This window comes from Actinomadura sp. DC4, from assembly GCF_030406325.1.
Lineage (GTDB): Bacteria > Actinomycetota > Actinomycetes > Streptosporangiales > Streptosporangiaceae > Actinoallomurus.
The window spans coordinates 547225-570701 of the sequence record NZ_JAUEQY010000001.1; the positions used below are offsets into that span (position 1 = coordinate 547225).

The window sequence follows — 23477 nt, forward strand, 5'->3', positions numbered from 1 at the left end:
AAGCGCAATAGCCGTACAAAACCGCCGGACACCCATTCATCATGGCGTATCCCGGAATACAGAGAGAAGTACTCCGATCTTCGCGTACCGTTGGCCCGGTCCTCGCGCCGCCGACCATCCGGGGAGCCCTTCGGCCCATGGAAGCACCGCACCGGTTCGAGATCCCGCGGCTGACCCACCTGGCGCTGCACGCGCTGCCCCGGGTCTTCGAAGGAATGATCGCGCCAGTGGTCGTCTTCTACGCCGGGCTCGTCCTCCTCGGCCTGAACGGCGCGCTCGTCACCGCGGTCGCCTGGGTCTACGGCGGCATCCTCATCCGCGTCGTGCGCCGCCGCCCGGTGCCCGGCACCCTCCTGCTCGCGGCGCTCGGCGTGACCGCGCGGGCCGCGATGGCCGCCGTGACCGGCAGCGCCGTCGTGTACTTCCTCCAGCCCACGCTCGGCACCCTCATGGTCGCCATGGCCTTCCTGGCCTCGGTCCCGCTGCGCCGCCCGCTCGCCGCCAAGGTCGCCACCGACCTGGTGCCGCTGCCCGCCGGGTTCCTCGCCAACGAGCGCGTCCACCGGTTCTTCCTGCGCATGTCGCTGCTCTGGTCGCTGGTCTTCACGCTCAACACCGCGCTCAGCGTCTGGCTGCTCTTCCGTCACTCGATCGCCGCCTATCTGTGGATTCGCACGCCCGCCGTGGCGCTCCTCGGAGCGACCGCCGTCGTCATCTCGGTCTGGGGCTTCAAACGCTGCGTACGAGGCGTCACGGTCGCGAGTACCTGAGCCAAGAGCGGGCAAAGAGCGAACAAAGATGGGTCGGAATGCGTCTAGCTCTATGAGGGTGTTACACCCCAAGGCCGTGCAAGCTAGGGCCCACTGGAGGGCCTGCGGGATATGAGGATTTCTGTGCTGATCAGGGGAGCGATCGCTGCGGCGGTGCTCATGACCGCGGGCTGCGGCGTGGTCGGCGGCGGTTCGTCGCACCCCGCCAAGGTCTCGATCACTCCCGCCAACGGCGCCGCGGAGAGCCGCCCGGAGCTCCCGATCGTCGTCAAGGCCGACACCGGCAAGCTCGGCGCGGTCACCGTCCAGGGCGGCGGGGCCACGGTCGCCGGCGCCTTCGACCAGGCGCACCGCCAGTGGAAGTCGAACCGTACGCTCCGGCCCGCCACGAAGTACACCGTCACCGCGACGGCCAGCCTCGGCGGCAGGACGTCGACGACGACCAGCGCGTTCCAGACGCTCACGCCCAAGCGGACGTTCGAGATCGCCGACATCACCCCGATGCCCGGCGAGACGATCGGCGTCGGCATGCCGCTCATCGTCAAGTTCAGCAAGCCGGTCTACAACCAGGCCGACGTCGAGCGCGCGATGCGCGTCACCTCCGAGAAGCCCGTCGAGGGCGCGTGGCACTGGTTCGGGCGGCAGCAGGCGATCTACCGCACCAAGACCTACTGGCAGCCCCACCAGGCCGTTCACCTGACCGCCGACCTCGCCGGCGTACGCGGCGCCCAGGACACCTACGCCACCAAGGACTACAGCCGCTCCTTCACGGTCGGCGACTCCCACATCAGCGACGTCGACGTCAAGGCTCACCGCATGACCGTGCAGGTCGACGGCAAGACGGTGAAGACGACGCCGATCAGCGCGGGCAAGGGCGGCCAGCGCAAATACACCACCACGAACGGCGTCCACGCGGTCATGGGCAAACAGAGCCCGGTCACGATGACCTCCGGCTGGGAGGGCGTGACGAGCAAGAGCGACCCGAACTACTACAGCCTGACCGTCTACCAGGCCGTGCAGATCTCCTCCAGCGGGGAGTACGTCCACTCCGCTCCCTGGTCCGTCGGCTCCCAGGGCCGCGCGAACGTCAGCCACGGCTGCGTGAACGCGCCGCCCTCCTTCGCCAAGTGGTTCTACGCCCTGTCGCGCCGCGGAGACATCGTCAAGGTCAGCGGCACCGACCGCGAGCTGGAGCCGGACAACGGCTTCGGCTATTGGCAGCTCTCCTGGACCGACTGGCTGAAGGGCAGCGCCCTGCACTGACAACGCTGGACGCGCCGCCCCGCCGCGGTGCCCGAGATGAGACCGCTGGCAGGATGGATCATGTGCTTGACGTCGTTGGATGGGTGCACGAGTCGGACGGACGGCTCCTGGCCGTGCGCGCTCGCGCCCGCGACCGGCTCTACCTGCCGGGAGGAAAGCGCGAGCCGGGCGAGGACGACTGGACCGCACTCTCCCGCGAGGTGTTCGAGGAGCTCGGCGTACGGCTCGACCGGCCGAGCTTCCGCGGCATCGGCGTGGTCGAGGCGCCGGCACACGATCAGCCGCCGGGGACACGCGTACGTATGGCCTGCTACACCGCCGACTATCACGGCGACCTGACCGCGACTGGGGAGATCGACGAGTGGATGTTCGTAGGACCGGCCGAGCGCCATCGGCTCGCGCCGGCCGTACAGGCCGCGCTGGAGCTGACAAGGTGAAGGTCAGTGTCATCGTGCCCGTGTACAACACGGGCGAGGACCTGACGCAGTGTGTCGAATCGGTGCTCGCGCAGACGATGGACGAGTTCGAGGTGATCTTCGCCGACGACGGGTCGAGCGACGGCACCGAGAAGCGCCTGGACGAGCTCGAGACCGAGCACGACCGCGTCCGCGTGCTGCACCTGCCGCCGAGCGGGGGCCCGGGCGGCCCGCGCAACGCCGGCATCGAGGCCGCGCGCGGCGAGTTCGTCTACTTCCTGGACGACGACGACTGGCTGGGCACCGAGGCGCTGGAGCGCATGCACGCCATGGCGCTGCGCAACGACTCCGACATCGTCATCGGCAAGATGGTCGGGCACGGCCGCCGGGTGCCGCGGCTGATGTTCCGCGAGTCGCGCGACCGCGCCGACGTCCTGGACGACGCGCTGTGCGGCATCCTCACGCCCCACAAGATGTTCCGGCGTTCGTTCCTGAACGAGCACGAGATCCGCTTCCCCGAGGGACCGGTACGGCTGGAGGACCACCGCTTCGTCCTCCGGGCCTACTTCCGCGCCCGTACGATCTCGGTGGTCGGCGACTACGCGTGCTGCCACTGGATGAAGCGGCCCGGCAGCTACTCCCGCAACCTCCCCGACCCGGTGCACTACCACGACATGCTCCGCGAGGTGCTGGACATCGTCGACGAGCACGTCGAGCCGGGCCCCGTACGTGACCGCTACTACGCGCACTGGTACCGCGGGAAGATCCTCAAGCGGCTCGGCGAGGGCGGTCTCGTGGACGCCCCGCCCGACTACCGCGACTCCAACTACGCCGAGGCGCTGCGGCTCACGAACGAGCGCATCGGCCCGGGCGTCGACGAGTGGCTGCCGGTACGCCTGCGGGTGCGCTCGGCGCTGCTGCGCGCCGACGCGCGCGAGGACCTGTTCCGCCTGCTGACGGCCGAGCGCGGCACCGCGGTCGACGCCGTGCTGGACGAGGCGCGGTGGCGCGGCGACCGGCTGGCCGTACGGTTCACGGCGCGCTTCACCTACGACGACGACACGCCGGTGACGTTCGTCGAGGACCGCTGGAAGCCGCCGGTGCCGGTCGACGTGCCGGCCGACCTGCTGGCCGTCGACGACCGCCCGTGGCGGCTGGACCTCTACATCCGCCGGCGCTCGGACAACGCCGACTTCCCGCTGGCGATCACCGCCGAGCACTGGGAGAGCGGCACGATGACCGGCGAGGCCGTGCTCGACGTGGACGAGGTGCCCGGCCTGACCGAGGGCACCTGGGACCTCATCGGCCGCATCGATGGGGGCGGCTGGACGTACGAGCGGCGGCTCCGTGGATACGACCACGACCTGCCCGCCCGCGGACGAGTGGAGCCGTACCGGACGATCAACGACAACCTGAGCATCCGCATCCGCGGCGCCGCGGCATCGCCCCGGAAGAACACGCTACGGCGCACGGTCCGCTGGCTGCGCCGACGGTAGTTGATCTACAACGTAAAGGCGGCGGCTCAGGGGTGGGGAGGCTGCTCGCGGTCCTTCCCGTGATCTCCCGTGGGAGCGCCCCGCTCTCCGCCGGGTGGAACCTGCTGCTCCGGGGGCGCGCTCTTCGCCGGCTCCTGCTGTGTCTGCCGTACGGGCGATGCCGGCGGCCGATGAGGGTCGGCAGCGGGCTGGCCCGATCGCAGGAAGAACACGACGATCGCTATGACGGCGGTCACGACCAACGTGATCGGGACCAGGGCCAGCGGCGGGATCGCCGACCGATGCCGGGCACGGTAGCGCCGGCTCGATTCGGTGAGCCGATCGATCCAGCGGGACCCGCGCGGAGCCGAGACGGACCCGAAGGACCGGGGCGGGGACAGGGAGCGGCCGGTCGGGCCGTTCTCGACGTCGGTGGACCGCAGCAATGCCTGTATCTGCTTGCGCCGGTCGCGGGAGAGCCCGGATGACGTCGCCATCGCCTTGGCGATCGCCGGTACGACCCGATCTCCGGCACCGTGACCGTACTGGAGTACCGCCGCCGCGAACAGCGGCTGGCAGGAGAGCACCGCCGGATGGCCGATGACCTCTTCGAACTGGTCGTCTGAGCGCACGGACCGGTACGCGGCGGTCAGGAGGCCGTGGAAGCAGTCGAGCTGACGGTCGCCCTGCTCGGTGAGCAGGCAGACGGCGCGTGCCAGATAGTCGTGTTCCTCCAGTGCGCGGGCGATCATGGGGGCCTCGGCTTCGTCGTCGGCGCTCCGTCTGCCGATCTCGCGGCAGGCGATCCGTACGACCCGTTCGTCGTACGGCTCTCGGGCGGCGTTCGCGATCAGGCCTTCGCTCGGCACCTTCTCCAGGATCTTGTAGGAGTGTTCCTGGGCGTACGACGCCATGATCATGTTGGTGAGCACGCAGTCCGGCGGAATGAGTCTCATCGCGTTGAACAACTGCGGCGTCATGCCGCCCGCGTCGCGCAGGATCTCGTCGATGACCTCGGGTGTCAGTAAGGGTCCGTAACCCGTTCGCAGCACGGCGTCCTGGAGCTGCGAACGGAGCTGTGGGTCGAGTTCGGGCCGCTCACGGTACAGGTTGCGCTTCCTGATGACCCCCAGGCTTCGCGCGCGCTCCTCCGGCTCGAGCCGTTCGGCGATCTCCCCGAGCTCGTGTACGAACTCGGGGAGATCGGAGGCCGGCCGCGGCCGGTCGAGACGGTCGGCGATGGCACTGAGGAGCTCCTCGGGGGTGGGGAGCTCCGTCGGTCGGGGAGGCTCCAGGGCAGGGGGTCGGCGAGTGCCTCGTGCGCCGCACAGGTTGTCGAGAAGATCCAACGCGTGCAGACAGTCCCTCATCTCCTTGAACGAGAGGGGCTCGGTGTCTCTCGCCAGCCCGGCTATGAGCTCTGCCTTGTCCGGATGGCCGTCCAGGAGAGAGTAGTAACGCGCGGCGATGCCGTCCCAGGGAGCCGACGAAGGCTCCGTCCACGAGACGACGCCGGCGTCGTCTCGCGCGTGCCGGGAGAAAGAGAGCCGGATGCGATGGGCCGTCGCACTGCTGGTCCAGGTCGAGGCACTGAACTTGGCGCGCAAGCCGTACGGCAGCAGTGCCGCCACCGTGTCGAGGAATCGCAGGCGTTCCGGCAGGCTCAGGCTCTCTCCCTGCACGACGCACACGTTCTTGCCGGTCAGTAGCAGCGCAGCGGCGCGCATGGCCCGGCCGTCGACCCTCCCCGCGAGGTCGGGGGCGTTCAGCGGAGGCACGGAGAGGGACAGGATCCCGTCCGACGGGAGCCGCCGAGGGTGGAACGCGTCGTACAGCGCCCCGTACGTGACCGCGCTTTCGCACAACTGACGGTAGGGAACGCAGAAATAGCGCGTCTCGGCGATCTGCCGTCGCCAGCGGTCGACCTGCCCGGACAGGTCCTGTATCGCGAGGCCGAGGTGGGCGTGGTGACCTTCGCGGACCCAGCTGATCGTCACCTGAGGGAACGTCTCCGGCGATCCGGAGCCGAAGTGAGAGATGATCTCGGCGAAGAGGTCGCGGTCGAACATCCCCGTGCTGTTGTCGAGGACTGCGTAGTCCTCCAGCCCTCCGGGCGGCTTGGCCCACAGAGCCCACTCCGCCGTGATCCGCGTCGTACCGTCTTTCATCGTTTGCCCCCGTGGCCGACAGGCATCCGCGCGGCCAGGCATTCGGCCAGCCACGTCATCGGCTCCATGACATTGATCGGATGGACCTGACCACGGATACGAAAGGGCTCTGGCTGGCCTTTCGCCACCGTGGCCGACGAGTCGGGGATCAGGTTCTGCGGGTCGTCCGGGTCGAAGACGCTGGTCCGCTTGTCCACGTGGAAGCCGATGGAGGAGGTGACGAAGTACCTCGTGCGCTCCGGATGAAAGTCGCGGTCGAGTGCCTGCATCACCATCTCGGCGTTTCCCGTCGGAGAGATGTCGCATAGCTCCCGGAAGAGTTCCATCGCGTCGCCGTCGTCCACCCGGGGGAACTCGTACCGGTCGTGCGGGTCGGACGTGACCAGACCGAGCTTCTCCGCCGTGTGCAGGACCCGCATCTCGTCGAACTTGGTGACGCAGACGGCCAAGTGGTGCGGCAGCTTGCCGCCTTGGAGCCCGCCGCTGGCGCGCATGCGCTGGCGCAGCCGGGCGAGGGTTCCGTGCAGTGAGCTGAAGGCGTCGCCGCTCTCGAACTCTCGTATCGGGTCGAAGAGGAACACGATGCCCTGGCTGTTCGTCAGGTTGTCGAGCAGTTCCTCCTGCAGTCCGGCGTACGCTCCGTTCAATGCGAAGGCGCCACCCGGCGGGTCGAGCAGTTCGAGGCCGATCTGGAGCGTGTCCTTGGACGGCCCGCGCCACCGCCTGCGACGGTCGGCGCCACCCTGCCGGATCAGGAACCAGTGGTAGCGGTCGATCGTCTGGGTTGCCGGGAAGAACTTACGTTCCTGCGACAGCGAGTCGGTCGCCCGAACGAGGAAGTCGGTCGAAGCGTCGTCGGCTCCGACGATGCTCCACTCGCTGTCGCGACGGGTGAGAGCGATGTCCAGAGCGGTGATGAAGGTCGTCTTCCCACTGGCCGGCGCGCCCCACATGGCGATGTTGTGCTTCGGCGGCGGTTGCTGGTCGGGACTCATGGTCTCTTTTCTGGGGGAGCGCGGCGTTCATCGCTGCGCTACGGACAAGGGGAAGGGGGCCCGGCCGCTCGGTGGCATGGTCAGGCCGAGATCGGCGGTGAGCCGACGGACGTCGACGGCGTCGAGGTCGGCGGGCGCGCCGTCGCCGAGATGGTGCCAGGACCGGTGCGCGGGCCGGCCGCAGACGGCGCCGAGCCGCACCCCGCGCGCCCTCAGGCGGCGCAGGCTCGACTCCCAGTCGTGCCGGTGGGGACAGGGGAGGATCTCGGACGGATGCGCACGGGGCGGATGCGCCGGCCGGTCGCCGAGGACGAGGAGGGCGGTGTCGCCGGTGCCCCGCGCCCGGTCGAGCCGCTGAACCACCTCGGCGAGCATGTCCTCCAGCTGGGCGGCGTGGCGGTACCCCTCGTCGGTGACGGGCCGCCCTTCGAGCCTGGTCAGCGACTTGAGGGCCGACGCCGGGGAGTCTGCCCAGCAGACCACCTGGACCGGCTCGTCGGGAACGGACCAGTCATAGGAGTGAGCTCCGTAGGCGAGGAGGGACACCTGAAGGTGCTCGGGCGACTCGGCGGACACTGCGTCGATTACTTGCCGGATCCGGCCGAGTCGTTCCCCGACGACCGTTTCAGTCCCGTTGGTCTCGGCCGCGCAGATCAGATGTGCCGGTCCGGCAGGAGGAGAGAGCTCGGGCGGCACGAGCGCCGCGATGTCGGCCCAGTCGCGTGTGTCCCGGGCAAGGCCCGGAAGACCGGTCAACCGCACTCGTCCCGGCCGTTCCAACTCCGCCGTGATCTCATAGCCGCCGGGCACCAGCTTGGCGACGTCGATCGAGAGCGGTCGTGGTCCACGGCCGCCCCAGGTCACCACCGCGAACGCCGTGCCCCGGTCGTCGCTGGGCGCGCATCGCACGGTCAGGACGGCCGTCTCGCCACGGCGCGCGCCGATGGAGAAGAGTGGCTCGCAGCCGAGTTCGAGCCGCCCGGTCCCGGTGTTCTGCTTAAGGACGACCAGGTCGTACGCCTGGTGGAGAGGCTCCTGTTCGACGATCTCGCGCAATAAGACGTCGACCTCCAGATCCGTGCAGGTGAAGGCCTGTGCCGCAGGGTGGGCGGTCCGTAGCCACTCCATGGCCCGCTCGGTGTGGGACGCCGAATGAGAGCAGACGAGGGCCACGGTGGAGTCGGGCGCGCCGCGCGCCGCACGTTGGACCGAGTCGGCGGACAGCGCTTCGTCGGTCGCCCACCGCAGCGCCCGGCGCCCCCGGCCGCGCGTCGTTCCGAGCTCGTCCCGGTGGAGCTCGAACACCGTGATTCCGTCCACGCCCACGTCCGCGACGGACAATCGCCTGGCACCGGCCAGGTCGGTGACCGACTCGGTGAGAGCCTTGCGCAGGAATTCCTCGCCAGGATCGCTCATATAGGCCCCCGTAATGCGTGCATGGTCGACGTTCAGGTGCGCACTTCTTGACGTGAGTCCGGCCACCCCGCGAAGGCCGTACGGAGAAGTACTGGCACAAGTGTTCTGCGGAATCCTGCATAAATTGAACGGGTATGACCGCATGTGGCCAAAAGGGGACTTAGTGTATTGAGGTCGGTTGCCAGCCTTTAACGGGAACTGGTGTTATTTACATGATCGGGGGATATTTTTAGAGGGGATAATATAGTGAGAAAGCTGCTGACCGCTTTGTCCGGGGCACGGCCCGAGGTGCTCGATCGGTGCCCGAGCGAGCAGGGGAAGTTCGAGGGTATCGGGGGTGCGGTACTCACGACCTGCGTGCTGGCCGTCGTGTCGATGACCTTCGCGCTGCACAGCGCGCTCGGCGTGTCTCTGCTGTTCGCCATCCCGGCGAGCCTCGTCTGGGGGCTGGCCATAATGAGCTTGGACCGATGGCTGGTCGGAAGTATCCAGGCCGACGACGCGCGCCGTTGGAAAATGGCGATCCCGCGCATCCTCATGGCGGTTCTTATCGGCTTTGTCATCTCGACTCCACTCGTCTTGCGGATCTTCAAGTCCGAGATTGATGTCCAGATTGCCCAAATTAAACAGACTCGTTCCGATACATTCGCAAATGAGCAGAAAAGGGGGGCGGTGGGGCAGGAGGTCACCCGACTCGGTGAGTCGGTGGCCGGCTTGGAGAAGGTGATCGCCTCTGGCGGTGACGTCCCGCTCGACCCGGCCAAGGACCCTAAGATCCAGGCATTGACGGCCGAGCGAGACGCGCAGCAGCTTCAAGCGGCGAAGCTCTACAAGGATTGGCAATGCCAGCTGTACGGCGGCACGAAGTGCCGGAAGGGCGACGGGGTTCTCGCCAGGGCCAGCAAGTCCGCCTACGATAAGGCGAACGGCCAGGTCAACGGGCTTAACCGTCAGATCGGGGAGCGCCGCCGCCAGCTGACCGCCACTGACGATAAGGCGAAGCAGGCACGGCTGGCCAGTGCGAGGGACGATCTCCCCGGCGTCAAGGTGCAGCTCAAGGAGGCGACCGACCGGCAGAGCGCTCTGCGCAAGTCGTTCGACGCGGAGAACGACACCACCGACGGGCTGCTGATCCGGCTGCAGGCGCTCAACGAGGTCTCCGGTAAGGACTTCACGCTCCGGCTGGCGCACATCCTGCTGTTCCTGCTGTTCCTGCTGATCGAATGCCTGCCCGTCACGGTCAAGCTGCTCCAGAAACCGGGCAACTACGAGAAGATCTACAAGCTCACGGTGAGGGAGGAGTACCGCGCCGCCCGCGACCGGCTCGGTCCTCAGGGGTCGGCGCAGCCCGGGGCTGGATCGCTGTACGACATCTGGGCGGGATCGGTGCCGGACGCGGATCCGGCGTCCGGCCATACCGCGCCCCTGCCGCCCGACGACGAGGTGGCCCCGGCCAGGAGCGATGAGGACTGGCCTGCCGGCCACCCCTCGTTCGAACACGAGGCGCTGCGGGACATGCCCGACACCCGGATCATCGCTCGTGAGCCCGGGACGCACGCGAAGGCCGGTGAGCGGCCGGAGGAGTTCGAGCTGTTTCCCGGCGACGACTGAACCACGGCATGCGCGGAGAGACGGGCCGTCTGATCCACGGTCGCTACCGGATCTCGTCCCGGCTCGGCCGGGGAGGGATGGGCAATGTCTGGCTGGCCCAGGACGAGCGCATCGGGCGGCCGGTCGCTCTCAAGGAGATCCTGCTGACGCCGGATGGCGAGGACCTGTCCGTACAGCTGGAGCGGGCGAAACGGGAGGCGCACGCGGCTGCGACCATCGACCATCCCGGCATCGTCGAGATCCATGACTTCTTCCTGGAGGAGGAAGAGCAGCAGCCGTGGATCGTGATGGAGTACATCAAGGGCCGTACGCTCGCCGACCTGATCGCGGAACGGGCCCTCACGGAGCGCGCGCTCGCCCGGATCGGCGTGCACATCCTGGACGCCTTGGTCGCCGTGCACGACCGGAACGTCGTACACCGCGACGTCAAGCCCACGAACATCGTGATCAACGAGGCGGGTGAGGTGTTCCTGGTCGACTTCGGCATCGCCCACCTCGGCGGACGGACCCGCCTCACCGGGGCACTCGTCGGCACGGCCGACTTCCTTTCACCCGAGCGTGTCAGGAACGGGACGCCGGGGCCACCGGCCGACCTGTGGTCCCTGGGGATCACCTTCTTCACCGCACTGGAGAGACGCTCGCCGTTCCACCGCGCGAACATCCCGGCGACCCTGTACGCGATCCTCAACGAGGACCCGCCTCCGGCCGGCCGGCCGGGGCCTTTCGCCGATGCCGTCGCTCTCCTGCTGCACAAGGATCCCGAGCGAAGGATGGTCGCCGCCGAGCTCGCGCCGGTCCTCGGCTCGATCGTGACCGGCCGGACCTCGCCGACCACCTCGAAGGACGTGCCGGCCGCCCCTCATCCGGCCGTTCCACGCCCGGCCTCGCCGAGACCGGCCAGGCGGGGGCGACCAGAGGCCACAACGCCGCGGACAGACGAGACGGTGCGTCAGGCCGCGGGCGCGACGGTGGCCGACGACGCGTGGCAGCTTGCGGGTGTCTCCCCGCAGTCGGCACGCGACGCGCTGGCCCGCATGAGGCCGAAGCCGGCGGCGCGAATGCTGCTGGCGCTGCCGGAGGATCGAGCCGCCGCCGTCCTGGCGGTCACGCCGTCCCGCGCGGCCGGCTCTCTGCTGGACGAGCTCGCAGCCGTACCGGTCCGGGCCGCCTCGATCCTGGCCATGCTGTCGGCCACTCTGGCCGGACGAGCCTTGAATTACGCCCGGCGGCCGGCGCCCGCCACGCTGATCGCCGCCATGCCTCCGGCGGAGGGCGCGCGGATCATGGCTCGCACCGACATCCACACCGCGGCGGGCGTCATCACCGATCTGAACGATCCTTCGGCGGCCTGCCGCCTCGTGGACGTGCTCCCCGTGGCCCAGGCAGGGAACATTCTTGGATACGTGGAGCCGGCCGCGATCGCCGCGCTGCTTCGGGAGGGCACCGCCACCCGTGCCGAACACCTGCTCCGCGCCCTTCCCCACTCGGCGCGAGCGCAGGTTCGCCGGCGGCTGTCGGAGGACGCTCCCGCCGGCGACGAAGATCCCTCCCGCCGGTCATAGCGCGCGCAGCGCACGCGAGGCGTCCGGGAACGGCTCCCACGTCTGCGCGAGGGGCGTGGACCTCCCGGCGCCCGGCCGGGCCGAGACGGTCGCCTGCAGCCGCCAGGGCTTCGCGCTGTTCTCGCAGGTCGTCGGCTGTGGCGCACGTCACGAGGTCCGCGTAAACGGGTGCCGTCGGCGTCGCCTGCCCAGCACGGGGAGCGGCGCCGCGTCGGTTTCGCCGGGGCGGCGGCGCGCGGCCGCCAGATAGCGGCGCAGCGGTTCGGCCGCAGCCCCGGCGTCGGCATCGCGATGTGCGCATCATGGGCGGGATCCCCTCGGCGCGCAGTCCGCCGACCGCAGGGAGCCGGCCGTACGCCCGTGGCGCCGGGCGAGTCCGAGCGTGCACAGCGACAGCAGGTCGTCGGCGGCGGCGCCGGTCCGCCGGAACTCGGCGGTCAGCATGCCGGTGTCGAACATCGCATTGTGCGGGACGATCACGGCGCCGTCGATCGCGCGGGTGATCTCCCCGAAAAGGGGCAGTCCGCACAGGTGAGGCGTGGAAGCACGTCGGGCCGGAGCCCTGGTCGCTCTGCAGGAACGTGTGGAAAACGCCCCGGGGCCGTGCCGTCCGGGTCGAGGCGGACGACGACGATCTCGATGACGCGGTCGCGGAACAGGGTCGAGCCCGGTGGTCTCGGTGTCGATCACGGCGTACGGGAGTCCGTCGATGCGGTACCGCCGGCGACCCGCGGTACCCGGGTGGGCGTCCGCCTCCGGGCCGCGGCGACGAGGCCGGGCAGGGCCTCCCAGGCGGCCGGGACGTCGATCCTGCGCGCGGCGTACGCGGTGGTGAGGAGGTCCTCGCCGAGGTACTCGTCGTACTTGTCGAGTTCCTTGTCCAGTACGGGCGCGGCCAGCTTCCGGGGGTCGGGCGGCGGGGCCGCGGCGAGCTCGTCCAGCAGCTCCACGGCACGCTCCGGGCTCGTCTGAGGCAGCCGCAGCGCGAGACTCTCCTTCTCATAGCGGACGCCGCGCAGTGCGAGGGCCAGGCCGAGCGCGGCCATCACGGCGTCGCCGCGGAACGGGAAGACGTAGGTGTCATCGCCCCAGCCGACGACCGGACCCGCGTCCAGGCCGAGCCGCCGAAAGTTGTCCCGCGCCTCGGCGAGCAGCCGGCGGGCGCCGGTGTCGAGGTAGGCCGGGACGTCGGTCCGCTCGTAAAGAAGGCGCATGCGGGCCCGGATCCGGTCGTGCACGTCGGCGGCCCCGCCGCCGAAGGCCGGGGGAGCGCCGCCGCTGGACGGCGTGAGGTCGATGACCTTCGCCGCGCCGTCGACCCGCTGGATCCTCCACCGCCGGCCCGCGAAGATCAGCAGCCCGCCGGGCAGCACGGGAGCGGCCGGGGCGAGGCTCCCGAGCGTGCGGCCCTCCGCGACGAGCCGGTACTCCTCCGGCGAGGCGAACGCGGCGAAGAAGCCGTAGTGGTTGACGATCCGCTCGCCCGTCTCGTCGTGCAGGAGCAGGCCGTCGGGCTCCTGGCGGAGGAGCCCGGCCGACCCGAGAGCGCGGAGCAGGGCGCCGAACGTGCCCTGGCCGACGTGGTGGAACGGGCCGTCGCCGCAGAGCGTGCGGTACGCCTCCGCCGGCGTCACGCCGCCGTGCTGGGCGATCAGCGACAGGATCTGCTGGGTCAGCGTGGACAGGTGCAGGCCGCCCGCGCTCGGCGGCTCGTACCAGCGCTCCAGCAGCAGGTCGACCACCGCGATCGTCTGGACGAGCTCGGCGCGCACCTGGTCCTGCGGCGCGGTCGACGCGGTGACCTCCTCCTCGCGGACGTAGATCCGCAGCACCGCCGGGTCGCCCCGGCGGCCGGACCGCCCGAGGCGCTGGCGCAGCGCGGCGACCGAGGACGGCGCGCCGATCTGGGCGACGGAGGTCACCGATCCGATGTCGATACCCATCTCGAGCGTGGAGGTGCAGATGGCCGTGACGGGCAGTGACCGGTCCCTGAGCCTGGCCTCGACGTGCTCGCGGAGGTCCTTGGACAGGTTGCCGTGGTGGGGGACGAACTCGTTGGGCACCCGCGTACGCTCCGCGCGGCGCGTGAGCCGGTCGGTGAACTGCTCGACCCTGCTCCGTGAGTTCGCGAAGACGAGGTTGTCGGTGCCGCGCAGGTGCGCGAACAGATGCGCCGTGATCTCGGCGTCGGCGTCGCTCCGCGCACTGTGGACGTGGCCTCGCAACTGGAGTCTCAGCTCCTGGGCGTCGCCCGGCGGGGCGATCAGCCTTACGCGCGCGCCTCCCCCCGGCCGGAGGAACTCGGCGGCGTCCGCGAGGTCGCCCAGGGTCGCGCTCAGGCCGATGCGCGGCACGCGGCGGCGTACGGCCAGCTCCAGGCGGTGCAGGAGCGACTGGAGCTGGGCGCCGCGCTCGGTGCCGATGAAGGAGTGCAGCTCGTCGACCACGACGTGGCGCAGCGCCCCGAACAGGCCGAAGATCTTCGTGGCGCGTACGACGAAGAGCGCCTCCAGCGACTCCGGTGTGATGAGCAGGATGCCGCCCGGCCGCTTCAGCACCCGCTGCTTGGCGGCGGCTGCGACGTCGCCGTGCCAGGGATGGACGGGGATGCCCAGGAGCTCGCACAGGGAGTCGAGCCGGCCCTGCTGGTCGTTGATGAGCGCCTTCAGCGGGCCGATGTAGACCGCCTGGATCCCCGGTCCGTCCGCCGGGGTCGCGGCCAGGCCGGAGCAGATCGGCAGGAACGCTGCCTCGGTCTTGCCCGACGCCGTGGCGGCGCTGATGAGGACGTCCTCGCCTGCCAGGACGGGTTCGACGGCGGCCTCCTGCGCCGGGTGCAGCTCACGCCAGCCGCGCTGCCAGATCCAGCGTCGAACGTCCGGGTGGAGCCGGCCGAAGGCCGCGGACGCCGGTTCAGAGCCGGAAACTTGCGAGGTCGTCATCGTGGGCCGGCCGCGGGGAGTCGTCGTCCAGGGGAGCGAGGTCGGGGTTGGTCTCGGGGGCGAGGTCGACGCCGCCCAGGAGCTCGCGCCAGTCGGCGCCGGGGTTCTGCTCCAGTACGGCGAGCAGGTCGCAGAAGGCCTTGATCGTCGTACGGGGCGTGCGGAAGTAGGCCTCGCCCACCCGCTCCGCGCAGTGCTGCATGAAGGCCAGGAGCGCCTCGTCGGGCACCAGGTGCGCCGAGGCGTCACCGGCGGCGTACACGTGCCGCAGCTTGGTCAGCAGGACGTACAGGTCCTCCTGGGTGAGCGGGGTCAGCCGGATGACCGGGCCGGACAGGTCGACGAGGCCGCCCCCGGCGAAGGAGTTCTCGGCGAGTCGGGACTGCAGGGCCGGGTAGCTGAACAGGCCGCGGCGGGTGTCGGTCAGCGACTCCGGGGTCCCGCCGAAGACGAAACCGAGGTGTTCGGCGTTGCCCTGCAGCACGTCGTTGAGAATCCGCAGGATCTGCTCGTAGTTGGACCTCCTGGCCTGCGTCGAGGACAGCTTGAAGAGGTTCACGAGCTCGTCGACGCAGATCAGCAGCCCGCCGAAGCCGGCCAGCGCGCAGAATCTCCCCATCAGCTTGAGGTGGTCGTACACGCTGCCGTCGTCGACGATCGTCCGTACGCCCAGCGCCGCCCTGGCGTCGATCCGGGCGGTGAACTCCCCGCGCAGCCAGCGCACCGCGGAGGTCTTGAGTTGCTCGTCGCCGATGTCGTGCCCACGCCAGTACGCCCCGACCACCTGGGCGAAGTCGTAGCCGCCGGTGAGCTCGGACAGGTCGGCGAGGCGGGCGCCGATGATCTGGGCCGGGTCGGTGCCGCTCTGCTGCGCCTCGGTCAGCGCCGTGGAGATGAACCGTTCGACCACGCTCGGCATCGCGCCGTCCGGCTTGGCGCGGGTCGCCAGGTTGCGCATGAGCTCGGCGTACAGGCCGCGGGCCTGGCCGCCGGTCGCGTGCAGCCGGCGGTCCGGGTTAAGGTCCGCGTGGGCGGTGACGAGCCGTTTCTCCATCGCGACCGAGCGGACGAGGTGCAGGAAGAAGGTCTTGCCCGCGCCGTAGTCGCCGATCACCATCCGGACGGCAGAGCCGCCGTCGGCGATGCGCTCGACGTCGGACAGCAGCGCGCGGACCTCGGCGGCCCGGCCGACCTGGACGTGCTGCTGGCCGGCCCGCGGGACGACCCCGGCCCGCAGCGACTGGATCAGCGCGTCGCGCTCGCGCGGCCTGATGCGTCCATTCGCGTTCACAGCAGTTCTCCCATCGCGTAGCGATTGACCTCGATCGGGTCGTCACCCTCGGCCACCGGCTCACCGGCGATCTCGTAGGCGGACTCGTTGATGCGGTCGAGCGCCCCATCCGGCATCAGGCGTACGCCGCCGGCCAGCCGTTCCCACTCGCCGCGCGAGATGGTGTCGCGGCCGGCCAGCGCCCGCAGCAGCGCGGAGTGGGCGGCGTCCAGGCCCGCCACGGGCGTGACGACCTCCGGGGGCGAGGGCGCCGGCGGCTCGTCCTCGGCGAACACCGAGTCGAGCAGCGCCGCGACCTCGGCCGCCTCGGCCATCTTCGCGGCGAGCGCGGACTCGTCCAGCCGTACGCTCACGGGTGCCGGGATGGCGTGCCCCTGAGAGGGGTCCGCAGGCCGTACGGTGACCGGCTCGTCCGGTACGGCACCGGGGTCCAGGCCGAGCAGCGTGCGGATGCGCCGCAGCACCCTGACCTCGTCAGGGTCGACGACGCCGTCGGCCTCCGCGACCGTGGTGAGGAACGCCGCGATGTCCTCCCGCCGCGATCGCTCCAGGCCGGCGACGCGGTGCGTCAGCCTGGTGAGCTCCGGCTCACGGGCCAGCAGCCACCTCAGGTGCGCCTCCAGCCGGTTCCGCTCGGCGGGGGACAGGTCGAGGGCGCGCTCCAGGTGCCGGGTCAGGGCCGCCTTCTCCGGCGCGGACACGCTGCCGTCGGCGGCGCCGACCGCGACGCCGAGGTGCAGCAGCAGGGCCGCGGTCCGGTAGGCGGCCGTCGGCGCCGCGCAGGGCTCGGCCTCGGCGAACAGCACCACCGGCCCGTCGGCCGCGGCCGGGCCGCCGAGGCGCGGGTCCGGCTCGATGCCGATCCCGGCGGCGGCCAGCACCTGCGCGACGGCGACGACGCCCTTCTTCCCGGCGGGCCGGGCGGACGGGGCGGCGTCGAAGAGATCTCCGGCCGGCACGGTCACCGCGGAGGCGCCGCCGAGCCGCTCGCGGGCCAGGCGCGTCAGCGCCCCGGCCTCGCCCGGCCCGGCGGCGAGCAGCTCGGCCGGCAGCAGGCCTGCGGCGGCGATGCTGCCACGGCCGCCGGGCTCACGGCCCAAGAAGCGGCTGTAGGCGTCCAGCGCCTGCGCGCACTCCACGCCCAGGCCGATCAGCTCGCGCTCGGCCGGGGCCAGGCCGAACACCTCGGGCCTACCGTGGACGACCAGATCGTCCCAGCCGCGGAAGCCGGCGCTCGCCGGGCGGTAGCCCAGACCGATGTCCGGGCCCTCCGGCCCGATGACCAGCCCCGGGCCGTACCGGGCCGCGTACCGCGCGTGGAACAGCCGGCCGAACTCCTGCGCGCACCGGCCGGTCGCCGTACGCGGCGGGAAGCCCGCGCACGACATCAGCCACGAGTAGGCCCAGTCCGCGGGTAACGGCCGCCGCGAGGCGGCGAACCCGCTCAGGCCGAGCCGGAGCCGGGCGGGCGGTGTGCGGCGGTCCGCCGGGGGAGGGGTCGCGGCGCAGACGTCGCTCTCCAGCAGGCCGATGAGGTCGAGCGCGTCGCGGAACCTGCGCGCGTAGCCGCCGAACGACCCGGTGTCGCCATGGATCCTCAGGAGCTCGTCGACCTCGGCGCGGATCGCCGGCAGCTCGATCCGCTGGGCCGCCGGATGGTGCGGGAGCTCGAGCAGGACCCGGCGCTCCAGCCCGTAGAAGAAGAGGAAGACATAGCCGATGTGGACGTCGGGGTGCCGCCGCCCGGTGGAGAGCCAGTACAGGTACGCCGCGCGGCCGGCGGGGCTCATCGTGGCGTACGACGGCCAGTAGCCCGTCGCCTCGCCGTGCCAGTCCGGGGCGCGCCAGTCGACGGGCAGCCATGGGTCGATCAGCGCCGGCTCCGGCGTCGTGCCGGACGCCGCCGCGAGCCCGCGGCCGACGTACAGCATGTCGCCGGGGAACCTCAGCCCCGCGACGGTGACCGGATGCCGCGCCAGAGTCCAGCCGGGGCCGCCCATCGACGGCGTCGGCCCCGCCTGCGGTCGTGCGTCCGTGCCCCCGATGGCTGCCCTCCGTACGTCGCTGTCCCCCGGGCGTGCCTATACGGGACGTCCGGAGGCCGGTACGGGTTGTCACCGGAGGGGCGCGTCAACGCAAATGAGACGAGAGAGAAGTCAGACGGTCTCGCGGTGGAGGGTCAGGCCGAGGGAGGCGAACTGCTCGGCCGGGCGGTGGTAGCCGCGCTCGATGTGGTGCACGCCGCGCAGCGTCGACGGGCCGTCGGCGGCCGAGGCGGCCAGGACGGCGGAGAAGCCCGCGCGGACGTCCGGCATCGTCACGTCGGCGCCCGTCAGCTTGGACACGCCGCGGACGACGGCCGAGTGGACCGAGTTGCTGTCGTGGAACCGGCAGGCCGGGCCGCCGAGGCAGGCGTTGAAGACCTCGATCTCACAGCCCATCTTCTTCAGCGCCGGGACGTACACCAGGCGGTTCTCGAAGACCGTCTCGTGCAGCACGGACATGCCCTCCGCCTGGGTGAACAGCACCATCAGCGGCTGCTGCCAGTCGGTCATGTACCCGGGGTGGGTGTCGGTGTGCACCGCCGCCGGGCGCAGGCCGTCGGGGGCCGACGCGGTGATCCACTCGTCCGTGATCTCGAAGCGGGCGCCCATGCGGGCGAGTGTCGTGATCGCGGTGACGAGGCGGTCCTGCGCGCAGCCGTGCACGCGGACCTCGCCGCCGGTGATCAGTCCGGCCACGAGGTAGGAGAAGGCCTCCAGGCGGTCTCCGGCGAGCCGGGTGGAGGCGCCCTTGAGCTTCTTCACGCCCTCGATGACGATGCGCCGGTCGGGGCTCAGCTCGATCTGCGCGCCCATGCGCTGCAGGAACAGGGCCAGTTCGACGACCTCGGGCTCCATCGCCGCGCCGCGCAGCACCGTCTTGCCCTCGGCCAGCACCGCCGACATCAGCACGGTCTCGGTGGCGCCGACGCTGGGGTAGGGCAGGTCGATACGGGCGCCGTGCAGGCGGGTGGCCCGCGCGCTGATGCCGGTGTCGCCGACCTCGACCTCGGCGCCCATCGCGCGCAGCGCCTCCACGTGGAAGTCGACCGGGCGGCGGCCGATGGGGTCACCGCCCACGAGCGGCACGAACGCCTCGCCGGTGAGGTGCAGCAGCGGGCCCACCATCAGGATGGGGATGCGGTTGAGGCCGGTGAAGGCCTCCGGCACCCGCGGCTCGGCCACCGGGCCGGGCGCGACCCTGATGTGCGATCCGTCGCGGGTGACGGCGTGCCCGAGTGCCTGGAGCATCGCCCCGGTGATCTCGACGTCGCCCACTTCGGGCGCGTTGCGGATCGTGCTCTCGCCTTCGCCGAGCATCGCCGCGACCATGTGCTTGGTCACGGCGTTCTTGGAGCCGCGCACGTGGATGTCGCCACGCAGCGGACCGGACGGTTCTACCTTCCACACCTCTTCAGCCACGCGCTCAACTCTATGCGCGTCCGACCCTGGGGTTTCCCCCGGCACCCCGGGAGATCGCCGCGGGGAATACCGGCACAGGCATCGTACATGCGGACACACCACCCGGCGGGTTCTGCTTCGATGGGACGCATGGACATCAGCGCCGTCGTCGGAATGTGGCTCGACCGCCCGCCGGAGGAGGCACTGCACACCGCGGTGCTCGCCGACCGGCTCGACTTCGGCGAGCTGTGGATCGGGGAGGCGGGCATCTGGGACGCCTTCGCCCTGGCCACCGCCGTCGGCCTGGCCACGGATAAGATCGCGATGACGGTCGGCCCGCTGCCGGTGGCCGTGCGCGACCCGGCCACGATCGCGCGGGGAGCGGCCTCGGTGAGCGCGCTCACCCGCCGCCGCATCGGCGTCGCGCTGGGCACGTCCAACCCCACGGCGGTCGGGGACTGGCACGGCCGGTCGCGCGGCGACGCCTCTCTGGAGGACAGCGCACGGTCGGTCGCCACGCTGCTGGGCGGCGGCCGTACGGGCCGCGGCGAGGGCTACCGCCTGCGCCTGGGCCCGCCGGAGGGCCCGCTCACCGTGGCCGCGCTCGGCGACTCCGCCATCGCGACGGCCGCCGCGCACGCCGACCGCATGGTGATCAACCTGGTCACGCCGCAGCGGGCCGCCGAGCTGAGGGAGCGCCTCGACGCCGCCGCCAAGCGCGCCGGCCGCCGCGCGCCGAAGCTCGCCGCCTGGATGCCGGCCGCCGTCGACCCGGTGCCGGAGTCCTACGCCCAGCTGATCTGGGGCGTCGTCCCCTACCTCACCGCCCCGGGCTACTCGGACAACCTCGCCGCCGCGGGCTTCTCCGACGCGGTCGAGCTGGCCCGCAAGGGCACCGCGCCGCGCGAGCTGCTCACCGCGCTGCCGCTGGAGCTGGCCGGCACGATCGGGCTGGCCGGAGACACGAGGGCCATCCGCTCACGCCTGGCGGCCTACGCCGACGCGGGCGTGGACGAGGTCGCGGTGGTCCCGGTCACCGGCGGCGACCCCGGCGGCGAACGCACCCTGACCGCGCTCAGCCGCCTCACCGCGTAGGAGGGCGCATCCGGCCGTTCCCCATTTCGGTCGGATGATTTCGCGGAAAAGACGTTGCCCGTCGTCGTACGGGTGATTCATGCTGTTCACCGGAATCGCACTGCGGAAAGGAGGGCACAGTGTCACGCGACATCGACTCCGTACGGGAGACCCCGGCCGACATGCCGGCGCCGCCGAAGTGGCGTGCACGGCTGCTCACCTCGATGCCGAGCCGCGATGAAGAGGTCGACGGCGGTCCGAAGCGACTGACACGGCACGAGCGAGTTCCGGAGGAAGACGAACGACGGGGGCGTTAGCCCGTGCCCGTCGCCGCGCCGTCTCCGGAATCTGGAGACGGTGTTTTTGGTTTCCGCGGTGAAATGGGGAGCCCGGTGAACGTACTGGTCCTGAACGCCTCGTACGAGCCGCTGCACAAGGTCGACGTGCGGCACGCCGTACGCATGCTGGTGCGCGGTGTCGCCGTCGTAGAGGAGGCGGTCGAGGGCCGCAGCATCGGCCACTTCCCGATGCCGCGCGTGCTGCGGCTGGTCCGCTACGTCACCATGCGCTGGAGGTACGGCCGCCGGCCGTCCTGGAGCAAGCCCGCGCTCCGCCACCGCGACGGCGGGCGCTGCGGCTACTGCGGCCGGGCGCGCGCCGACACCGTCGACCACATAGTCCCGCGCTCGCGCGGCGGCGCCACCGACTGGGAGAACACCGTCCTGGCGTGCGGCCCGTGCAACACGCGCAAGCGGGACCGTACGCCGGCGGAGGCCGGGATGCGGCTGCTGCTCGTGCCGCGAGTCCCGCGCTGGAACGAGCTCGTCGCCTGAACGCGACGCCGCGCCGGATGAGCGGACTCATCCGGCGCGGTGCGGTACGGCGGCGCGGCGATGCCCCGGCGGATCACCCCGTCGCCGCGACGGCGTTCGTCAGGTGATCCGTACGGAGGCGCGGCCGATCGTGGTGCTGACCATGCTGATCATGGGACCCTTCGGCATTCGGTGTGGCATGACCCGAACACTAGGCCGGTACGCTTACCGATCGCTGACCGTCGTGATCAGGTCACCGTCGCCGGAGGTCAGGGCCTCACTCGAACAGGTCGGGCTGCTCGCGCACGATCTGGTCGTGCAGCGGCTGGTAGTTGATCCAGGCGACGAGGTCGTTGCCGATCTGGTCGTGGGTGATCTTGGCGTTCTCCGGGGTGATGTGCACGACCCGGCCGGCGGCCTTGGCGAGGAGCTGCACCTGGCACGAGCGCTCCATCGTGATGAACCACCAGGCGGCGGCGTCGACGGTGTCGCCGACCGTGAGCAGGCCGTGGTTGCGCAGGATCACCGCCTTGCCCGTGCCGAGCGTGGTCGCGATGCGCTTGCCCTCTTCGAGGTCGGTGACGACGCCGGTGTAGTCGTCGAACAGCGAGTGGTCCTCATAGAACGCGCAGACGTCCTGGGTGATCGGCTCCAGCGTCTCGCCGAGCGCGGAGATCGCCCGGCCGTGCACGGAGTGGCTGTGCGCGGCGGCGACGACGTCCGGTCGTGCCTGGTGGACCTGGGAGTGGATCGCGAACGCGGCCTCGTTCACCGGGTAGCGGCCCTCGACGACCTTGCCCTCGTGGTTGACCAGGATCAGGTCGCTGACCCGGATGTGCTTGAACGACATCCCGAAGGGGTTGACCCAGAAGTGGTCGGTCAGCTCCGGGTCGCGCGCGGTGATGTGGCCCGCGACGCCCTCCTCGAAGCCGAGCTTGCCGAAGATGCGCAGGGCGGCGGCGAGCCGCTCCTTGCGGTGCCGCCGTTCCTGCTCCACGTCGTCGAACGTGGGCGGCAGCTTGAAGATCAGGTCCTGCGGAGGCAGTTTTTCCAGGAACTCCTCATCGGACATCGGACGTCTCCTTCGGGTATTGCCGCTTGCCACCAAGCCCGGCACGGGGCTGATGCCTCCGCGCCCAGTATGACCCCGTATGGGCGTTGACAGTCCAGACCGAGGCCGTGTTTTGAATGACATTCTGTCCAGTAGGAGGGTACGGCTCCGGCGCCCAGGCGGCCGGGTAGCGTACGGACATGCGTGTCGGCGTGATCCTGTGGCCCATCGACCCCTGGCAGAACGCGCGGGAGCAGTGGCTCGCCGCGGAGGACCTCGGCTTCGACGCCGCCTGGGTCTACGACCACGTCGCCTGGCGCGGCATCACCCCGTGGCACGACGCCTACACGACGCTCGCCGCGGCCGCGGTGGAGACGTCGCGGATCCGGATCGGGACGCTCGTCACCTCGCCCAACTTCCGCCACCCGCTGCCGACCGCGCACGCGGTGCGCGCAATCGACGACCTCAGCGGCGGGCGGCTGGACCTCGGCATCGGCGCGGGCGGCACGCGCCGCGCCTCGGACGCGGGCGTCCTGGACGACGCCGAGTGGCCCCCGCCGGAGCGCGCCGACCGCCTCGCCGAGTGGGTCGAGCTGATGGACCTGCTGCTGCGCGGCCCTCGGACGACCTTCGAGGGGCGGTTCTGGTCGGCCTACGACGCGGTGACCGAGCCGGGCTGCGTGCAGCGCCCGCGCGTGCCGTTCGCCATCGCGGGGGGCGGGCCGCGGGGGATCCGGCTGGCCGCGACGTACGCCGACACGTGGGTGACGCTCGGCTCCGCCCGGCCCGGAGTCTCCCGCTTCGACACCGTACGCGCCCAGCTCTCACGACTCTCCGAGGCATGCGCGGCCGAGGGCCGTTCGGTCCGCGCGCTGCTGTGCGTCGGGGACGACCTGGGTGAGCCGTGGATGGACTCGATCGAGGCCTACCGCGACCTGGCCGGCCGGTACGCCGAACTCGGCGTCACCGACCTCGCCCTGCACTGGCCGCACGAGAAGAGCCCGTTCAAGAGCGACCTGAAGGTCCTGGAACAGATCGCCGCCGACCTTTAGCCGCTGCCGCTAGTGTCCTGAGTCTTAATTTCTGTTTATATGTGTAGGCTCGGTGGGTGGCGCGTACAGGGCGGCCGAAGGCCGAGTTGTTATTGACCGATGAGGAGCGGGCTGCGCTTGAGGGGTGGGTGCGGCG

The 23477-nt window shown here is 70.9% G+C and carries 19 protein-coding genes; 10 read left to right on the forward strand and 9 right to left on the reverse strand.

Translation table 11 applies throughout. The features are described 5' to 3' along the window. Positions 1-137 precede the first annotated feature (137 nt). The 4 genes from QWU11_RS02405 (at position 138) to QWU11_RS02420 (ending at position 3945) form a co-directional block, all read left to right on the forward strand. On the forward strand, positions 138-770 hold the full coding sequence (locus QWU11_RS02405) for a VC0807 family protein (RefSeq protein WP_290103293.1): 633 nt from the start codon (positions 138-140) through the stop codon (positions 768-770). Between the two features lie 123 nt (positions 771-893). After that, a complete protein-coding gene (locus QWU11_RS02410) occupies positions 894-2033 on the forward strand; it encodes an Ig-like domain-containing protein (protein WP_290103294.1) in 1140 nt (379 codons plus the stop codon). A gap of 53 nt (positions 2034-2086) precedes the next feature. Next, on the forward strand, positions 2087-2470 hold the full coding sequence (locus QWU11_RS02415) for an NUDIX domain-containing protein (protein WP_290103295.1): 384 nt from the start codon (positions 2087-2089) through the stop codon (positions 2468-2470). Further along, complete coding sequence (locus QWU11_RS02420; RefSeq protein ID WP_290103296.1) at positions 2467-3945, forward strand: glycosyltransferase family 2 protein; 1479 nt, start codon at positions 2467-2469, stop codon at positions 3943-3945. The genes QWU11_RS02415 and QWU11_RS02420 overlap by 4 nt, the downstream gene beginning before the upstream one ends. Before the next feature lie 26 nt (positions 3946-3971). Here the strand turns inward: QWU11_RS02420 and QWU11_RS02425 are convergent, their stop codons facing one another. The 3 genes from QWU11_RS02425 to QWU11_RS02435 are packed head-to-tail and all read right to left on the reverse strand — an operon-like array spanning position 3972 to position 8503. Then, positions 3972-6092 carry a hypothetical protein gene (locus QWU11_RS02425; RefSeq protein WP_290103297.1) on the reverse strand — a complete coding sequence of 707 codons (2121 nt, stop codon included), beginning with the start codon at positions 6090-6092 and terminating at the stop codon, positions 3972-3974. Then, positions 6089-7087 (reverse strand): hypothetical protein, encoded by a 999-nt coding sequence (locus QWU11_RS02430; RefSeq protein ID WP_290103298.1) that lies wholly within the window; start codon positions 7085-7087, stop codon positions 6089-6091. Before QWU11_RS02430 ends, QWU11_RS02425 begins: the two co-directional genes overlap by 4 nt. 27 nt (positions 7088-7114) lie before the next feature. After that, on the reverse strand, positions 7115-8503 hold the full coding sequence (locus tag QWU11_RS02435; RefSeq protein WP_290103299.1) for a hypothetical protein: 1389 nt from the start codon (positions 8501-8503) through the stop codon (positions 7115-7117). Positions 8504-8749: 246 nt separating this feature from the next. Between QWU11_RS02435 and QWU11_RS02440 the strand changes: the two genes are divergently transcribed. Then, positions 8750-10114 carry a DUF4407 domain-containing protein gene (locus QWU11_RS02440; protein ID WP_290103300.1) on the forward strand — a complete coding sequence of 455 codons (1365 nt, stop codon included), beginning with the start codon at positions 8750-8752 and terminating at the stop codon, positions 10112-10114. Between the two features lie 8 nt (positions 10115-10122). Beyond that, the gene (locus tag QWU11_RS02445) at positions 10123-11676 is read left to right on the forward strand and encodes a serine/threonine-protein kinase (RefSeq protein ID WP_290103301.1); all 1554 of its coding nucleotides are present in this window, start codon (positions 10123-10125) and stop codon (positions 11674-11676) included. Between the two features lie 300 nt (positions 11677-11976). Here QWU11_RS02445 and QWU11_RS02450 read toward each other — a convergent pair whose 3' ends face one another. From QWU11_RS02450 to murA, 5 genes are all read right to left on the reverse strand, one after another. Beyond that, positions 11977-12156 (reverse strand): hypothetical protein, encoded by a 180-nt coding sequence (locus QWU11_RS02450; protein ID WP_290103302.1) that lies wholly within the window; start codon positions 12154-12156, stop codon positions 11977-11979. Between the two features lie 206 nt (positions 12157-12362). Next, entirely contained in the window at positions 12363-14618 is a 2256-nt protein-coding gene (locus tag QWU11_RS02455) for a DEAD/DEAH box helicase (protein ID WP_290103303.1), read from the reverse strand. Further along, on the reverse strand, positions 14590-15909 hold the full coding sequence (locus QWU11_RS02460; protein WP_290103304.1) for an ATP-binding protein: 1320 nt from the start codon (positions 15907-15909) through the stop codon (positions 14590-14592). The genes QWU11_RS02455 and QWU11_RS02460 overlap by 29 nt, the downstream gene beginning before the upstream one ends. Beyond that, positions 15906-17909, reverse strand: coding sequence for a TerB N-terminal domain-containing protein (locus tag QWU11_RS02465; RefSeq protein ID WP_290103305.1), 2004 nt, complete (start codon positions 17907-17909; stop codon positions 15906-15908). Before QWU11_RS02465 ends, QWU11_RS02460 begins: the two co-directional genes overlap by 4 nt. Positions 17910-18065: 156 nt before the next feature. Next, on the reverse strand, positions 18066-19373 hold the full coding sequence (gene murA / locus QWU11_RS02470; RefSeq protein ID WP_290103306.1) for a UDP-N-acetylglucosamine 1-carboxyvinyltransferase: 1308 nt from the start codon (positions 19371-19373) through the stop codon (positions 18066-18068). A gap of 129 nt (positions 19374-19502) precedes the next feature. Here murA and QWU11_RS02475 point away from each other — a divergent pair, with 129 nt between their 5' ends. The 3 genes from QWU11_RS02475 (at position 19503) to QWU11_RS02485 (ending at position 21259) form a co-directional block, all read left to right on the forward strand. Next, the gene (locus tag QWU11_RS02475) at positions 19503-20447 is read left to right on the forward strand and encodes an LLM class F420-dependent oxidoreductase (protein ID WP_290103307.1); all 945 of its coding nucleotides are present in this window, start codon (positions 19503-19505) and stop codon (positions 20445-20447) included. Positions 20448-20566: 119 nt separating this feature from the next. Next, positions 20567-20743 carry a hypothetical protein gene (locus QWU11_RS02480; RefSeq protein WP_290103308.1) on the forward strand — a complete coding sequence of 59 codons (177 nt, stop codon included), beginning with the start codon at positions 20567-20569 and terminating at the stop codon, positions 20741-20743. 75 nt (positions 20744-20818) lie between these two features. Continuing rightward, positions 20819-21259 carry an HNH endonuclease gene (locus tag QWU11_RS02485; RefSeq protein ID WP_290103309.1) on the forward strand — a complete coding sequence of 147 codons (441 nt, stop codon included), beginning with the start codon at positions 20819-20821 and terminating at the stop codon, positions 21257-21259. A gap of 256 nt (positions 21260-21515) precedes the next feature. Here QWU11_RS02485 and QWU11_RS02490 read toward each other — a convergent pair whose 3' ends face one another. After that, positions 21516-22310, reverse strand: coding sequence for a class II aldolase/adducin family protein (locus QWU11_RS02490; protein WP_290103310.1), 795 nt, complete (start codon positions 22308-22310; stop codon positions 21516-21518). Positions 22311-22489: 179 nt separating this feature from the next. Here QWU11_RS02490 and QWU11_RS02495 point away from each other — a divergent pair, with 179 nt between their 5' ends. Beyond that, positions 22490-23341: an LLM class flavin-dependent oxidoreductase gene (locus tag QWU11_RS02495; RefSeq protein WP_290103311.1), complete on the forward strand. Its 852-nt coding sequence runs from the start codon at positions 22490-22492 to the stop codon at positions 23339-23341. Positions 23342-23477 lie beyond the last annotated feature (136 nt).